Here is a 15,641-nt window from a genome sequence, read left to right as displayed (position 1 = left end):
CGGACCCGCCAAACCTCCGCCACTCGTAGGACTGAGCGTCAGAGCGCGGCCAGGAGGGCGAGCTCGTCGTCGCGGGTGAGGCCGGCCTTGCGTTCGCGGTCGAGGCCGCGGGCCTGCTCGTCGAGCAGGGTGTCGGCGAGGGTCTCGACAAGGGGCCGGCGGGTCAGCCCGGCGGCAGCGGCACGCGAGGTGTCCATCGCGGCCATGCCGAGCGCCTCGTCCGGGAGCCACAACGGCAACGAACGCGGGCCCATCCACGGCTCGACGTCGTGCTCGACCAGCCAGTCGGCAGCGGCTCCGATCGACACACCGGTGTGGCCGGCGACGTCGGCCGAGACGGACAGGAACTCGGTGAGCGGGTGCGACAACCCGGCCGCATTCATCACCCCGCTGACACCGCGCAGCGCTGCGTCGACCACGAACGTCGCGAGATCGCGGACGTCGAGCAGCTGCACATCGGCGTCCGGAAGGTCCGGCACCAGCACCGGCTCGTCGCCGGCCATCGCGAAGCGCGCCACCCAGTAGCCGGCGCGGTCGGACGGGTCGCCGGGCCCGCCGAGCAGGCCGGAGCGCAGGATCAGGTGGTTCGCGAGGGCGCCGACGGCCTCCTCGCAGGCGACCTTGCCCTCGCCGTAGAGCTCCGGCGACGCGTGGTCATCGGCGAGCGGATCGCGGAGCGCGTCGTCCTCGGCCATGGGATGCGCGAGGTCGGCGTAGACGTTTCCGGTGGAGACCAGGGTCCAGTGCTCCGCCTGCGCACCGAGCGTCAGCACCGCCCCCCTCGCGTGTCCGGGCTGACGGGTGACGTCGACGACGGCGTCCCAGCGTGCGCCTGTGAGGTCGTCGTAGGCACGGGGGTCGTCGCGGTCCGCGCTCACGAGCCGCGCGCCCTCGGCGACCTCGCCGGACTCGCCCCTCGCCAGACACGTCACGTCGTGGCCGCGTGCCACCGCCTCACGCGCCACCTCCCGACCGAGCCACGCCGTTCCCCCGAGCACCAGCACGTTCGCCATGCGTCCACGCAACCACGCCCCTCGACGACGAGCCAGACGTGTTCACGCTCAGCGCAACTCGTCGGAGACACCGCCCGGCTCAGCCGAACTACCATCGATTACATGACGTTTCCCGTGCTCGCGGTCGCCGGGAGCGTCCTCGTGCCCGAGGACGCCGGCGATGGAGGAGTCGTCACGGTCAAGCTCGTCGACACCGCCGGGGAGGTGCTCGCCGGCACGTCCGTCGGCGCGGACGGCGGACCCACCGCGTTCACCCTGCAGGCCGATCCCGCCGACGTGGCCGACCCGGATCGGCTGCTGCTGTGGGCGCGCCTGCGCACTGACGCCGGCGTGTGGGGCACGACCGAGCTGGTACCGGTCATCGATGGTGCCACCGACATCACCGTCACAAGGATCGACGGCTGATGCCGAGAGTCACCCACCTCACCGACGAAGAGATCGCCGCCTCCGCGGACGAGCCGGTGCTCGGACGAATCGCGGCTCTGCTGCGGCCCTACCGAGTCAAGCTCGTGCTCGTCGCCGTCGCCGTCGTCACGGCCGCGACCCTCACGTCGATCGTGCCGTTCCTCACGAAGGCGGTCTTCGACGACGCGCTGTTCCCGCAATCGGGCGGCCCCGACCTCGAGCTGCTCGGCTGGCTGGTCGCGGCGATGTGCGTCATCCCCATCGTCGCCGCGCTCATCGGCATCGGCCAGAACTGGCTCACCTCCACCGTCGGCAACTCGGCGATGGCCGACCTGCGCAGCGAGCTGTTCGCCCACCTGCAGAAGATGGAGCTGGCGTTCTTCACCGCCACCAAGACCGGCGCCATCCAGTCGAGGCTCGCCAACGACGTGGCCGGCGTCCGCACCGTGCTCACCGACACGGCCACGTCCATCCTTCAGAACTCCGTCACCGTCACCGCGGCCTTCATCGCGATGGTGCTGCTGTCGTGGCAGCTCACGGTGCTCACGCTGATCCTGATGCCGATCTTCATCGTCGTCCAGATGCGCGTCGGAAAGCGCCGCCAGCGGCTGGCGCGCAAGACCCAGGAGTCGCTGTCGGAGATGACCGCGATCACCGAGGAGGCGCTCAGCGTCTCGGGCATCCTGCTCTCGAAGGTGTTCAACCGGGCTGACGCGGAGGTCGGACGCTACCGAGAGGCGAACCGCCAGCAGGCCCACCTGCAGGTTGATCAGGCGATGACCGGACGCACCTTCTTCGCCACCGTGCAGGCGTCGTTTGCCATCACGCCGGCACTCCTCTACCTGATGGCGGGGCTGATGATCAACGGCGGCACCGCCCTCACCGCCGGCACCCTCGTCGCGTTCACCACGCTGCAGGCCCGCCTTCAGATGCCGCTGCTGCAGCTCATGCGAGTCACCCTCGACGTGCAGACGTCGCTCGCGCTGTTCCGCCGCATCTTCGAGTACCTCGACCTCGAACCCGCGATCACTGAGCGACCCGGTGCCTCCCACCTCGACGGCTCACAGCTACGCGGCGAGATCGAGTTCAGCGACGTCTGGTTCCAGTACCCCGAGCCGCGCGAGCTGAGCGGCACCGTCAACCGCGACCGCTTCGGTGAGACGGGTGTCAGGATCGAACGGCCGGAGGAGACGGCCGACCTCGACGACGACCAGGAGCCGACGTCGGGCTGGGCCCTGCGCGGCGTCTCGTTCAAGGTCCAGCCCGGCCAGCTCGCGGCCATCGTGGGGCCGTCCGGCGCGGGCAAGACCACGATGACCTACCTCGTACCGCGGTTCTACGACGTCACCGAGGGGACCGTGCTGATCGACGGTCACGACGTCCGTGACCTCACCCTCGGCTCGGTGTCCGAGGCGGTCGGCATGGTGACGCAGGAGCCCTACCTGTTCCACGGCACCATCCGCGACAACATCGCCTATGCCAAGCCCGACGCCACTGCGGCCGAGATCGAGCAGGCGGCCCGCGACGCGAACATCCACGACCGCATCCTGGGGTTCGCCGACGGCTACGAGACCATCACCGGCGAACGTGGTTACCGGCTGTCCGGCGGCGAGAAGCAACGCCTCGCCATCGCCCGTGTGCTGCTGATGGACCCCCGCATCCTCATCCTCGACGAGGCCACCTCGTCACTCGATACCGAGACCGAACGGCTCGTGCAGGAGGCCCTGGAGCGGGCGACGCACAACCGCACGACCATCGCGATCGCCCACCGGCTGTCGACCATCCGGTCGGCCGACATGATCTTCGGCGTCGAGGACGGTGTGCTGGTCGAGCAGGGCAGCCACGAGGAGCTGCTGGAGGCGGGCGGGCTGTACGCGAGGCTCTACATCGAGCAGTTCGGATCGGGTCAGATCGAGGCGCGGTTCACCGACGGGGTGCGTTTCGCCGACGGGTCCCTGATGTGCGAGCGCGACCCCGGCGACCGTCGGGCCGACGTGTCGTTCTGACGTCAGAGCGCCAGGCCGACGTACTTCGTCTCGAGGTACTCCTCGATGCCCTCGGTGCCGCCCTCTCGCCCGAAACCTGAGGCCTTGACGCCGCCGAACGGAGCTGCCGGATTGGACACGATGCCCTGGTTGATGCCGACCATTCCGGTCTCCAGACCCTCGTAGACACGGACCACCCGGGACAGGTCACGGGTGAACGCATACGCGACCAGACCGAACTCCGTGTCGTTGGCGATGGTCAGACCCTCCTCCTCGTCGGAAAAGGTGATGATCGGAGCGACCGGTCCGAAGATCTCCTCCTTGCGGAGACGGGCACCCTCGGGGACCTCGTTGAGCACGGTGGGCTGGTAGAACCAGCCGTCGCCCTCGACCGCCGAACCGCCGGTGAGAACGGTGGCGCCCTGGGTCACGGCATCGTCGACGAGCTCGGCGACCTTGTCGCGCTGCTTCTCCTCCACCAGCGGCCCGACGTCGACGCCGTCGTCGGTTCCCCGGCCCACCACCAACGAGGACATGCGCTTCGACAGCTTCTCGCCGAACTCGGCCGCCACCGACTCGTGGACGATGAAGCGGTTGGCCGCGGTGCAGGCTTCGCCGATGTTGCGCATCTTGGCGAGCATGGCGCCGTCGACGGCAGCATCGACGTCGGCGTCGTCGAACACCAGGAACGGGGCGTTGCCGCCGAGCTCCATCGAGACCCGCAGCAACCCATCGGCGCTCTGCTCGACGAGACGGCGACCCACCTCGGTGGAGCCGGTGAACGTGAGCTTGCGCAGCCGCGGGTCGCGGATGATCGGCTCCATCACTTCGCCGGTGCGGGACGTCGTGACGACGTTCAGCACGCCATCGGGAAGCCCGGAGTCGGCGAGCACCTGGGCCAGCCACAGCATGGTGAGCGGTGTGAGTCCGGCCGGCTTGACGACCATCGTGCAGCCGGCGGCGATGGCCGGACCGATCTTGCGGGTGCCCATGGCCAGCGGGAAGTTCCACGGCGTGATCATCAGGCAGGGTCCGACCGGCTGCTTGAGCGTGAGGAGTCGCGTGGCACCGTTCGGGGCGGTGGAGTACCGGCCGGCGACGCGCACGGCCTCCTCGGAGAACCAGCGGAAGAACTCGGCACCATAGGTGATCTCGGCCTTGCTCTCTTTGATCGCCTTGCCCATCTCCAGCGTCATGAGCAGGGCGAGCTCGTCGGCTCGCTCGGTGAGCGTCTCGAAGGCCGAACGCAGGATCTCACCGCGGTCGCGCGGCGGCGTGGCGGCCCAGTCGGACTGTGCCGCGACGGCGGCATCGAGCGCGGCGGTGCCGTCGGCGACGGACGCATCGGCCACCACGACGAGCGCCTTCCCGGACGACGGGTCGTGCACGGCGAACGTCCCGCCGCCCTCCGCATCGCGCCACTGGCCGCCGATGAACAGCTGCGGGTGGACGCTTTCGAGGACCGACGATTCTGTGGGGGTGCTCATGCTCAGGATGCTAGTCCCGGGCGGGAGCGGTGACACCTCGCTACGCGGGTCCGTAGGCGAGATGAACGACGCCGTTGTCGTAGACGTCGGTGGTCTGGAGCGCGAGCTTCGTCGCGTCGACACCCTCGGAGAAGAGCTTGTCTCCCTTGCCCAGGGCGACCGGGTACACGAACAGATGGAGCTCGTCGACGAGTCCCTCGGCCAGCAAACCGCGCACGAGCTGCCCGCTGCCACTGATGTAGATGCCCTCGTTCTCGTCCTTGAGCTTGCGGATGGCGTCGGGATCGTACGCTCCGATGCTGGTCGAGTTCTTCCACTCCTCTGACGGCTCGTTGGCGCCGACGACGTACTTCTGCGTCTCGTTGAAGAACGGAGCGCCCGGGTCGTCCTCGACGGTGCGGTCCCGCCAGGCCGGTGCGAACATCTCGAACGTCTTGCGGCCCAGCAGGATAGCGTCGGACCGGTCCGTGATGGCCCAGAGCGTCTCGCCCATCTTCTCTTCGAAGCCGTAGTCGAACGTCCAGGACGGATCCTCGAAGACGCCGTCGAGCGCGATGAACTCGTGCACAGCGATGTTGCCCATGTTGTCTCCCCCAAGTAGTCCAGCTCAGTAGTCCAGCTCGGTGTTCGTGGTGTGAGCAGTCTGCCAGTGGCGGGTGTCGTCCGGAAGGCGTCGTAGTGTCGGATTCGTGACCGGCGCCTGGGTGCTCCACGTCGATCTCGACCAGTTCCTCGCGGCGGTCGAGGTGCTCCGGCATCCGGAGCTCGCCGGGCTACCGCTGATCGTGGGCGGACGCGGCGACCCGACGGAGCGGGCGGTGGTGTCGACGGCATCGTACGAGGCGCGGGAGTTCGGCGTGCGCTCCGGGATGCCGCTCAAGACCGCCGTCCGCAAGTGCCCGCAGGCGGTGCTGCTGCCCGTCGACGCGCCGGTCTACCTGGCCGCGTCCGAGCAGGTGATGGCGACGCTGCGTGCCCTCGACGGGGCCGTCGTGGAGGTGCTCGGCTGGGACGAGGCGTTCGTCGGGATCGAGACGGACGACCCGCAGACCTTCGCCCGACGCATCCAGGCCGACGTGCTGGCGGCCACGTCGCTGCACTGCTCGGTGGGTGTGGGCGACACCAAGGTCCGCGCGAAGATCGCGACCGACTTCGGCAAGCCGCAAGGCGTCTTCCGGCTCACCCGCGACAACTGGTTCGAGGTGATGGGCGATCGCCCCACCGACGCCATCTGGGGCATCGGACCGCGGATCAAGAGCCGCCTGGCCGACCTCGGCCTCGACACCGTGAGAGACCTCGCAACGGCAGACGAGCCGGCGCTGGTCGCCGAGTTCGGACCGACGATGGGGCCGCACTTCGGCCGTCTCGGACGCGGAGAGAGCAGTGCCAACGTTGACGACACGCCCTGGGTGCCCCGAGCGCACGGTCGCGAGACGACGTACCAGCAGAACCTCACCGACCCGGACGAGATCGCCGCGGCCATGCGGGCCCTCGCCGACCAGGTGGTCGAGGACATCCGCCGCGAGGACCGGCCCTGCATGCGCGTGCACCTCAAGGTGCGATTCGCTCCGTTCTTCACGTTCACGCGCATCCGCAAGCTCCCCGAGCACACCTTCGACGCGGGCATCATCTCGGCCACGGCGCTCGAGCTCCTGAGCCGGCTCGAGGACGACCGCCCGATCCGGCTCCTCGGCGTCCGAGCGGAGATGGTGCCTCCGGAGGGCGGCTACAACTGAAGGGGAGTTTGCCGTCATCTACTCCGGGCGAAAGTCGTGCTCCGGGTTGAGCTGCAGTTCTTGCAACAACTCACCGTTCTCGGACGCCGAGACGAACACATGCAGACCGATGAGGAGCAGCGTGACGGAGGTCGATGCCAGCCGTGTCCCCATGTCCACCTCATAGTCGCGATCGTTGACCCGCAGTGGGAACTGGCCTTCATCGTCGACCCAGGCGTGGCACGCGCCGTTCCATTCGGACTCTTCGGGTACCGACGCCCAGCGGGCGGTCCGATTCGACCAGGGCGCGTCCCCTGTCCCGACGACAATGTGGAGGGGCTCCGGCGCCGACTTCAGATGCCGCGCCGCAGCCTCGCGCCGGGAAGCTTCGACAAGACTGCCCAGCCTCGCCTCAACGCGGTTGCCCGCTTCGGACACGCGAACGTCGGCGTCGGGAAGGGTCACGTCGAAGTCATCAGCCGACTTTTCCTCCATCCGCGGTTCTGGACTCGGCTCGAACGCTGGGTTCAGGAGCGGATCGAGATAGGGCTCGCTGTCAGGCACCGGCGCGTTGTTCAGATCGAACACGTTGCGCGCAGTGCCCCGTCTGTGGCGACGGCGCCATCCCTTTCGCCGCGGGGGCGCCGGCATCTCCATGGTCGCTGCGCCGCGCACTGCCAACGTCGCTGGATCGTCGTCCAGGATCACCGGAAGCCCCACCTCGACCGAAATGACCTGCGTGACCAACGGGATGGAGACGCTGCCACCGATCAGCAGCACCGCACCTGCTCCATCCGGGGCCTCGCCGATGCTGGCCTTGAGCATGGCCACGATCGCGTCGATGGTTCCGCGAACCACTTCGTCGAACTCTGATCGGACCAGCCGCAACTCGGCGTTCGCCCCGGGGAGGTCCGGTTTCAATGTGGCCGCCGGACGGGTGGAAAGTCGCTCTTTCGCCGCCCTCACCTGGGCACGCAGCGACGTGCCCGCTGCGGCGATCGCCGGACCGGTTGGCTCGTAGGTGTGGCCATCTGCGCTCAGCCAACCGAGCACGCCTTGCGACAACAGCCGGTCGATCTCGTTGCCGGCCCGGCCGTGCAAGACCGACGGGCGGCCCACCACGCGGTGAACACCGTCGACCTCGGTGAGGATCGTGGTGCTGCTTGTTTCGGCACCGATGTCCAGCACGGCGACGGTTGCGGGGAGACGCTGTCTCTCGCGGGACGCGCGGATGGCGGCGACAGCCGGTGACACCAGCTGAAAGGGTCCGGATGCGTGGGCTTCGAAGGCCTGCCCCACCACCTCTCGCGCCCGCTTCGACCACCAGTCGGGAGCCAGGATCGTGACGGACTCTGCTGCCGTGCCCTCGAGCGCCGTGGCGACTGCTCGGACGTAGGCATCGTGAGGTGCCTGCGTGACGACGAGGCTGCCGTCGCGCCGAATCAGCGGGACGGTTGTGCCCACACGCGCGGCGAGCTCAGAGTCGATCGGATGCCCCAGAATGACGGACGAGTCGACTCCATCGGCCACCTTCACTGCACCCGACCCCAAGTCCACGGCGACGGTCATTCACCCTCCCAACTCAGCCCTATTGAATCACTTCCCTGCAGGCCGTGAGGTCGATCGATTCGGCAGGGAGATGGTCATGGGCGATTCTCCATCTCTTTGGCCAATCGCCATATCTTGCTGATCGACTCGTTTTACAGTTGCAGCGACATGTTGTCCGTGTGACCAGAGGGAGCGATGGACATGGTTGGCGTCACCACCTTGCTTGATTTCATTCTTCGGCTCCTGTCCGACCCGGAGGCCGCCGAGGAGTTCTCGTCCGACCCAGAAGGCTCCCTTGCCAATGCCGGGTTGGAGCACGTCGCAGCGCAAGAAGCGGCGAACGCCGTGCACTCGGTGACCACCCTGCTCGGCGGTCCCGCCCAGCTCGTCGGGGTGCCGCAGATGGTCGGGGGGCCGCAGCTCGTCGGGGTGCCGCAGCTCGTCGGCGTGCCGCAGTTCGTCCCGGTACCTGTCGTGGTGGGGGGAGGATCGGCCGGCCCGGTAGCGGAGACAGCGGGCGACATCCTGCAGTCCTTCGTCATGAACTATTACGGCGACGGCAACACGGTGAACAACGTGTGGGCTGAAGGCGATGTCTCGCAGGCCATCGCCGCCCCCGGCGGCATCGCCGTCGTCGGCGACGAGGCCGAGGAGATCAACGTCGCCACCGGTGGTTCCGTTGCGGTCAGCGGTGGCGTCGAGAACAGTGGCATCGCGCTCAACGGCGGCCTGGCCGCCGGCGGCGATGTCGAGTTCGTGGGCAACGGCGACGTCGCGATCGGCGACGGCAATGTCGACATCGATGGCGACGGCAACACGGTGGTCGGAGACGACCAGGTGAACGTCATCGATTCCAACCATGTCAACGTGGCTGATGTCGGCTCGACGATCCAGAACGCCCACAACGGTGGCACCAACGCACTGGGCGACGCGATCGTCGACTCGAACGTCGCCGGCGACGATCTCGCCGTCGGTGCTGGTGCCGTGGCCTCCGACGGCAACGTCGCCCACGGCGCTGGAGCGATTGCCACCGACGGAAACGTCGCCAGCGGCGACTACGCGCAGGCGGCCGGTGATGACAGCAACCTCGCCAGCGACGACGACGTGTTCAGCCCGACGGTGACCACCACGGGCGATGTCACGCTGGACATGGACGACTCCGATGCGATCTCCTCCGGCAACAACTCCGGAGCAGCGGCCGACGGCGCCGTGGTCGCGACTGGCGCTGCCGTGGTCTCGCAGGACAATGACAACCTCTCCAACACCACCAACGTCGGGTCCGGCGCCATCGTCGGCGGCCTGTCCCAGACGAACGACGTCGACTCCAACTCCGCTGTCGGTACCGGAAACGTGGCAGCAGACGACCAGTCGGTGGCGGCGAACGAGGGTGGTTCTGCAGCCGGTCATACCGGGGGCGGCGACGCGCAGGCCGCCAGCGGAGAATCGCAGAACGCCAACAACGGCAGCCTCACCGCCGGCGAGAACGGCGTCATCGGCGACGGAGGAGTCGCAGCCAGCGACAGCACGGTCGCCTACACCACTGGTGACAACTCTGACGCCGCCAATGCCTCGGGCGAAAGCACGGTCGTTCAGGGCGACTCCGCCGTGGCCGGCGGTGACGTCTACGACAACAATGCGCAGGTTGCCATCGACGACTCGTTCAACGAGGACAGCAACTTCACCGAAGGCGATAGCTCGCCGATCGTCGCGGCCGACGATGCGGAGATCGAAGACGTCGAATTCGAATAATGAGCACGCGTGCCCCGGCAGAGACGACCGACCTGACCGACATCTTGCAGGGACTCCGATCGGACGCGCTCGAACTCGACCGTGACGACCTCGCAAGGCGGCTCGACTCGTGGGCCGAACGTGTGGACAAGCCCACGGTGCGCGTCGTCGTGGTCGGGCCGTTCAACCAGGGCAAGAGCACGCTCGTCAACACCCTGGTCGGGGCGCCGGTATGCCCCGTCGACGACATCTCCATGACGGCGATACCGACCATCATCGAGTACGGCCCCGCCCCGGGGGCGTCGCTCACCTTTGACGTCCCCGGGGAGAGCCGCTCCGCCAACGTCCCGATCGACATCAACGACCTGCGCACGCACGTGATGGATCACGCGGCGAAGATGGGATCCCTCGACGGCGGGAAGGTTGAGGTGACCCTCCCGGCTGACCTGCTCCGCGACGGTCTGGTGTTGGTCGACACCCCCGGCGTCGGCGGGGCGGTGGCTCGCCATGCCGTGACGACCCTGGCCATGCTGCCGTCCGCGGATGCGCTCGTCGTCCTCTCAGATGCCAGTCAGGAGCTGACCGAACCAGAGCTCAGCTTCCTGCGCCAAGCGGGAACCATCTGCCCGATCGTGCTGTGTGTGCTGAGCAAGATCGACCTGGCGCCGCACTGGCGCGACGTGGAAGCAGCCAATCGACAGCATCTGGAGTCGGCCGGGATCGATGCCACCATCCTTCCGATCTCGGCGAACCTGTACCGCACGGCACTCGCCCTCGATGACTCCGACCTTGCCGCCGAGTCGGGAATCCCGCGGCTGATCGAGCGGCTGCATCGCGACCTCCTGCCCCGTGCTGTGACGTCGCTGCGCGAGGCCGCGGCGGCGGAGGCCGCGACCGTGAGCAATCAACTGAGCTTGGTGCTTCAGGCCGAGCTCGAAACCCTCGTCCGGCCAGCTGAAGCCGCCATGCTGGTGCAGACCTTCGAGGACGCTCAGGCCATCGCAGCCGACCTCAACAAGCGCGCCTCCAAGTGGCAGGCGGCTCTCAATGACGGATTCCACGACCTCGTCAGCGACGTCGACTACGACGTCCGCGACCGCATTCGGTCGGTCGGACGAGACGCCGAGCGACTCATCGATGAAAGCGATCCAGCTGATACGTGGGAAACCCTGTCCCAGTGGCTGGCGGATGCATTCGCCGAGGCGATCGCCGACAGCTTCGTGTGGGCTTACGAGCGATGCGAGCACGTGGCCACGACGGTGGCCGAGTCATTCCGCCTCGAGAGCGAGATCCGGCTTCCGCAGGTCCCGTCGATCGACACGAGCGACATGCTCACCCATGTGGCCGGTATCGACCTGATCCGGACGACCCGCATGACCGGGGGGCAGAAGCTCATCGGGGTCATGCGTGGTTCCTACAGTGGCATCCTCATGGCGGGCATCATCACCTCGTTGGCCGGCTTGGCACTCATCAACCCGATCTCGGTGTTGGCAGGCGCGGTACTTGGCGGGTTCTCGCTCCGTCAGGAGGCCGCCAACCGGCTGGATCGACGCCGCAACGAAGCCCGGAACGCGATCAGACGCGCGGTCGACGAGACGATCTTCCACGTGGTCAAGGAGACACGATCGAGCTTGACGGACGTGAAGCGCCAGATGCGCACCGAGTTCGAGGAAGCCGCCGAGGAGTTCCGGCAGTCGCTGAACCTGTCGGTCGAGTCCGCCAGACGGGGGGCGGGCACGACTGCCGCGCATCGAGACGCTCGAACCGAGGCACTCACCGAGCGCCTGACGAAGTTGCGGCAGTTCGCCGACTCAGCCCAGGCGCTCTCCGCCGAACCGAGAGCACAGTGACGTCTGCCTCGCTGGACGATGTACGTGGCCTGCTCGATCAGGCCCGGACCGTCTACCGCAGCGACTCGGAGACAACGGGCCGGCTCGAAGCGCTCCGCAAACGGGCCGATGAACCACTGCGAGTCGCCCTCGTGGGGACGGTCAAGGCGGGCAAGTCGACGCTGGTCAACGCGTTGCTCGGCGAACAGCTTGCTCCGACCGACGCCCGTGAATGCACGCGCATCGTCACGTGGTACCGCCACGGAAACGCCCCCGCCGTGCGCGCTCGACATGCGACCGAGGGGGAGGTCCAGATCCGGACTCTTCGGCAGGCTGGCCGCCTCGAGCTCGACCTGGGCCACCTGGATGCCAACGAGATCGAGTGGCTCGACGTCACGTGGCCGGCGGCCCCACTGGAGGAGTTCACCCTGATCGACACACCGGGGATGGCTTCGATCTCGACCGAGGTTGGCGAGCGCACGATCGAGTTCGTTGCTCCCGAGGGGGGCGTCACCGTCGCCGACGCCTTCGTCTACATGCTCCGGTCACTGCACGCCCACGACGTCGAGTTCCTACGAACCCTCGGCGACCGTACGGGTGGGGAAACGTCGATGGGATCGATCGCCGTGTTGTCTCGAGCCGACGAGCTGGGTGCGGGTCGCCTCAACGCCATGGCCGTGGCGAACAAGGCCGTCGATCGGCTCCGCGACGACCCCACTCTCGAAGCCGCATGCGAAACCGTCGTGCCAGTGGCCGGTTTGCTTGCACTCGCGGGTCAGTCCCTGCGCCAGTCCGAGTTCGCCCATCTGGTGAAGGTGGCTGCGCTTCCACCCGACCGACTTGCTGCGCTCATGGTCTCGACGGACCGATTCATCTCGGCGGAATCGGACGACCTTCCGTCGCCTCGCGACCGGACAGCCCTGGTCCACCGGCTCGGCCTGTTCGGGATCCGGTTGGCCCTAGCGGTCATCCAGATGGGTGTGTCGGACGCAACCACGCTCGCCGACGAGCTCGTCAGGCACAGCGGACTGGATGAGCTGAAGCGTGTCATCGATGTGCACTGTCGCCGCCGGCACCCTCAGCTGAAGGCACACGCCGTCCTGCTCGGCTTGCAACAGCTCTTTGCCGATCACCCTGTTCCGGATGCGGTGCAGCTGGCCGAGACGGTCGATGAGCTGCTCGCCGATCCGCACCCGTTCCAGGAGATGAAGCTGCTCGGCCGCGTGAGCTCTTCGCGCATCAATCTTCGTTCCGAAGACCGCTCCGAGATGGAACGCCTGCTGGGTGGCTCGGGCACCACGGCGGCCGAGCGGCTGGGAGTCGAGGACGATCTGCGACAACACGCTCTCGCTGCACTGTGGAAGTGGCGCGACTACGCGGCCAACCCGTTGTTCGACCCCGACACAGCCGAGGCCTGCCGCGTGACGGCGCGTAGCTGCGAGTGGATCGTCGCCGACCTCAGCGTCTCATCGCCGGTCGGTTGACGGTCGCAGCGGGATTGGACCCTGCCGCGTGACCGCCTTGAGCCACCTCCCGACGCTGATCCAGTAGGCGACCGCCACCGCCAGGACGAGGCACCCCCCCTGAACCCAGGCCGCGTTGTGGCTGAGCTGCCCGAGATCACGCAGTTGTGCCGTGATTGCGATCAACGGCACATGGAAGGCGGCCAGCCAGAGCAGCGCCGTCCGTGCACCACGGCGCTTGTCGAGCAGGCGGACGGATGCGCGCAGCTCGGCGAGCGAGAAGACGATGCCGAATCCGACCATGACGATCAGTCCGACCAGGACGGCAACGCGGACGTCGTCTGCCGAGTAGTCCGGCTGCAGGTCGGCCAGCTGCTTCTCGAGCGCGCTCCTCACCGCATCCCACTTCCGGTAGGTGAGCACCAAGGCAGGCACGGAAGACAAAACCGAGGCGAAGGTCAGAATCGGTACCAGCCAGACGATGAGCGGACGGCGGATCTGCGGCAACGGCGGCAGTGCGCTCGTGACCGCGGGCCGCTGGGGATTCTCGTAGCGGAAGTTGGGATCTGCGGGGTCCGTCATGAGTTAAACGCTATCCGAGTCCGGCTATGAACGGTGGATCCCCCGACCCAAACGTGGGCCGGGGGATCCGCCGTGCGAATGCATGCTCACTCGATCTCGGTCTCGATCTCGACGTCCTCGATCTCACTGTCATCGACAGCGGAGACCACCGGCGAGAAATCACCGTGGGTGATGTTGCTGTCCTCGTTGAACGAGTCGTCGTTGGTGACCTGGGCATCGTTGTCGTACCCGTGGCCATCGGCGACGAACGAGTCGCCCTGAACCGCCGTGCTTTCGTTGTTGGCCACGGCCGCGTCTCCGCCGTTGGAGTAGGAGATGATGTTCCCGTCACCTGCAGCAACGCCCTGGTTGCCCATGACGCCGTTCTCGCCGGCGTTGAAGCCGCCGTTGTTGGCCACTTGCGACCCGACGCCAGCCTGGGCGTCGCCGCCACCGGTGTGACCGGCTGCGGCACCTCCGATGCCAGCGGCCACCGACTGGTCGTCTGCCGCGACATTGGCGATGCCGACCGCGGAGTTCGAGTCGATGGAAACGGTCAGCGCACCGGAGTTGGTGACGGAGGCACCGCCACCGGCACCGCCGGAACCGCCGTCACCGCTGTCCCCGCCGGCCCCACCAGAACCGCCGGATCCACCAGGACCGCCGAGTCCACCAGGACCGCCGGCCCCACCAGCACCGCTGGTTCCACCAGCACCGCCGGCTCCACCGGTGCCAGCTCCACCGTCCCCTCCGACGTCTCCTCCGAGTCCTCCGCCTCCTACACCGGTTCCACCGGCTCCACCGGTGCCGGCTCCACCGGTGCCACCGTCACCGGCTGCACTTGAACCCCCGGCTCCACCGTCACCGCCGGATCCACCAGGACCGCCGGCTGCGCCGTCACCACCGGCACCGCCGTCACCGGTCGCGGCTCCACCGTCACCGCCGCCTCCACCGATCACGTCGCCGAAGCTGATACCCAGCGCGTCGTTGTCTTGCGACACGATCGCCGCGCCGGTCGCGATCGTCGAGAGGTCCGCAGCGGCACCGGACTGATTGCCGGACGACAGAGCGTCCGAGTCGTCGATGTTGATGTCGATGTCGCCGAAGTTGACCGTCGACTCCATGCTCGCGGTGTTGTCTCCACTGGCCGCGTCACCGGTGTCACCGGTGTCGCCGCTGGAACCACCCGCACCGCCTGGGCCCGATGCGCCGCCGGCACCGCCGGCGGCACCATCGCCGCCGACACCACCCGTGCCGCTGCCGCCAGCGCCACCTGCGGCGAGGCCGCCCTCACCACCCGTGGTGGCACCACCCGTGGTGGCACCGCCCGTGGTGGAAGTTGTGGCGCTGCCGCCCGTGGTGGCACCACCCGTGGCGTTGCCGCCCGTGGCGGTGCCCGTGCCGGCACCACCCGTGGCAGCACCGCTGGCACCGCCAGTCCCGGTGCCGGCACCACCCGTCGCGTCGCCGGTGACATCCCCGCCAGTCGCAGTGCTCGCACCACCCGTCGCGCCGCCGCTGGCACCGCCAGCACCACCAGCTCCGCCTGCGCCGCCGGTGCTGGACCCGGTGCCGGAAACAGTTGTATTGGTACCTCCGGCGCCGCCGGCACCGCCCATACCGCCGGCACCGCCGGTACCAGTGGTGGCGCTGCCGCCGGTACCACTGGTCGTACTGCCGCCTGTATTCGTGGCGGCACCACCCGCACCGGCACCGTCGCCGCCGGCACCAGAGGTGGCGGCGCCACCCGTGCCAATGCCCGTGCCGGCACCACCCGTGGTGGGACCACCCGTGGCCGCACCACCCGTGGCGCTGCCGCCGGTGGTGGCACCACCCGTGGTGGGACCACCAGTGGTGTCACCGCCCAAGGTGACACCTAGGGCGCTACCGCCGGCACCACCCGTGGC

At 68.1% G+C, this 15,641-nt stretch carries 11 protein-coding genes and 1 pseudogene; 6 read left to right on the top strand and 6 right to left on the bottom strand.

Features of this window, described 5'->3' with window-relative positions:
• Positions 1-38: 38 nt before the first annotated feature.
• Positions 39-1,013, bottom strand: coding sequence for an NAD-dependent epimerase/dehydratase family protein (locus ACRDPN_RS06680; protein ID WP_431446594.1), 975 nt, complete (start codon positions 1,011-1,013; stop codon positions 39-41).
• A 102-nt stretch (positions 1,014-1,115) separates the two neighbouring features.
• On the opposite strand from ACRDPN_RS06680, the gene ACRDPN_RS06675 reads away from it, so the two are divergent.
• Complete coding sequence (locus ACRDPN_RS06675) at positions 1,116-1,418, top strand: YbaY family lipoprotein (RefSeq protein WP_431446593.1); 303 nt, start codon at positions 1,116-1,118, stop codon at positions 1,416-1,418.
• Positions 1,418-3,424: an ABC transporter ATP-binding protein gene (locus ACRDPN_RS06670; protein ID WP_431446592.1), complete on the top strand. Its 2,007-nt coding sequence runs from the start codon at positions 1,418-1,420 to the stop codon at positions 3,422-3,424. The genes ACRDPN_RS06675 and ACRDPN_RS06670 overlap by 1 nt, the downstream gene beginning before the upstream one ends.
• A 2-nt stretch (positions 3,425-3,426) precedes the next feature.
• Here ACRDPN_RS06670 and ACRDPN_RS06665 read toward each other — a convergent pair whose 3' ends face one another.
• Together ACRDPN_RS06665 and ACRDPN_RS06660 are read right to left on the bottom strand one after the other, a co-directional pair.
• On the bottom strand, positions 3,427-4,890 hold the full coding sequence (locus ACRDPN_RS06665) for an NAD-dependent succinate-semialdehyde dehydrogenase (protein WP_431446591.1): 1,464 nt from the start codon (positions 4,888-4,890) through the stop codon (positions 3,427-3,429).
• A gap of 40 nt (positions 4,891-4,930) precedes the next feature.
• Positions 4,931-5,473, bottom strand: a complete 543-nt coding sequence (locus ACRDPN_RS06660; protein ID WP_431446590.1) for a dihydrofolate reductase family protein — start codon at positions 5,471-5,473, stop codon at positions 4,931-4,933.
• 106 nt (positions 5,474-5,579) lie between these two features.
• Between ACRDPN_RS06660 and ACRDPN_RS06655 the strand changes: the two genes are divergently transcribed.
• A complete protein-coding gene (locus tag ACRDPN_RS06655; protein ID WP_431446589.1) occupies positions 5,580-6,626 on the top strand; it encodes a DNA polymerase IV in 1,047 nt (348 codons plus the stop codon).
• Positions 6,627-6,644: 18 nt separating this feature from the next.
• Here ACRDPN_RS06655 and ACRDPN_RS06650 read toward each other — a convergent pair whose 3' ends face one another.
• Positions 6,645-7,793, bottom strand: coding sequence for a hypothetical protein (locus ACRDPN_RS06650; protein WP_431446588.1), 1,149 nt, complete (start codon positions 7,791-7,793; stop codon positions 6,645-6,647).
• A 561-nt stretch (positions 7,794-8,354) separates the two neighbouring features.
• Between ACRDPN_RS06650 and ACRDPN_RS06645 the strand changes: the two genes are divergently transcribed.
• From ACRDPN_RS06645 to ACRDPN_RS06635, 3 genes are read left to right on the top strand one after another with little or no spacing between them, the layout of a single operon-like run.
• On the top strand, positions 8,355-9,902 hold the full coding sequence (locus ACRDPN_RS06645; protein ID WP_431446587.1) for an IniB N-terminal domain-containing protein: 1,548 nt from the start codon (positions 8,355-8,357) through the stop codon (positions 9,900-9,902).
• On the top strand, positions 9,902-11,731 hold the full coding sequence (locus ACRDPN_RS06640) for a dynamin family protein (RefSeq protein ID WP_431446586.1): 1,830 nt from the start codon (positions 9,902-9,904) through the stop codon (positions 11,729-11,731). The genes ACRDPN_RS06645 and ACRDPN_RS06640 overlap by 1 nt, the downstream gene beginning before the upstream one ends.
• Positions 11,728-13,194 (top strand): dynamin family protein, encoded by a 1,467-nt coding sequence (locus ACRDPN_RS06635; RefSeq protein WP_431446585.1) that lies wholly within the window; start codon positions 11,728-11,730, stop codon positions 13,192-13,194. Before ACRDPN_RS06640 ends, ACRDPN_RS06635 begins: the two co-directional genes overlap by 4 nt.
• Here ACRDPN_RS06635 and ACRDPN_RS06630 read toward each other — a convergent pair.
• Positions 13,177-13,755: a hypothetical protein gene (locus ACRDPN_RS06630; RefSeq protein ID WP_431446584.1), complete on the bottom strand. Its 579-nt coding sequence runs from the start codon at positions 13,753-13,755 to the stop codon at positions 13,177-13,179. The two genes, ACRDPN_RS06635 and ACRDPN_RS06630, sit on opposite strands and share 18 nt — an antisense overlap.
• Positions 13,756-13,841: 86 nt before the next feature.
• Positions 13,842-15,641: pseudogene (locus ACRDPN_RS06625) on the bottom strand (hypothetical protein); the annotation flags it as partial.

Source organism: Aeromicrobium sp. (assembly GCF_050700635.1).
Lineage (GTDB): Bacteria > Actinomycetota > Actinomycetes > Propionibacteriales > Nocardioidaceae > Aeromicrobium.
Note: the sequence above shows the minus strand (reverse complement) of the source record. Positions and strands in the feature narration are given on the sequence as shown.

What these genes read in the sequence shown, in the direction of transcription:
- ACRDPN_RS06680 (WP_431446594.1), bottom strand. Translation starts at nt 1,013, where the DNA reads ATGGCGAACGTGCTGGTGCTCGGGGGAACGGCGTGGCTCGGTCGGGAG.
- ACRDPN_RS06675 (WP_431446593.1), top strand. Translation starts at nt 1,116, where the DNA reads ATGACGTTTCCCGTGCTCGCGGTCGCCGGGAGCGTCCTCGTGCCCGAG.
- ACRDPN_RS06670 (WP_431446592.1), top strand. Translation starts at nt 1,418, where the DNA reads ATGCCGAGAGTCACCCACCTCACCGACGAAGAGATCGCCGCCTCCGCG.
- ACRDPN_RS06665 (WP_431446591.1), bottom strand. Translation starts at nt 4,890, where the DNA reads ATGAGCACCCCCACAGAATCGTCGGTCCTCGAAAGCGTCCACCCGCAG.
- ACRDPN_RS06660 (WP_431446590.1), bottom strand. Translation starts at nt 5,473, where the DNA reads ATGGGCAACATCGCTGTGCACGAGTTCATCGCGCTCGACGGCGTCTTC.
- ACRDPN_RS06645 (WP_431446587.1), top strand. Translation starts at nt 8,355, where the DNA reads ATGGTTGGCGTCACCACCTTGCTTGATTTCATTCTTCGGCTCCTGTCC.
- ACRDPN_RS06640 (WP_431446586.1), top strand. Translation starts at nt 9,902, where the DNA reads ATGAGCACGCGTGCCCCGGCAGAGACGACCGACCTGACCGACATCTTG.
- ACRDPN_RS06630 (WP_431446584.1), bottom strand. Translation starts at nt 13,755, where the DNA reads ATGACGGACCCCGCAGATCCCAACTTCCGCTACGAGAATCCCCAGCGG.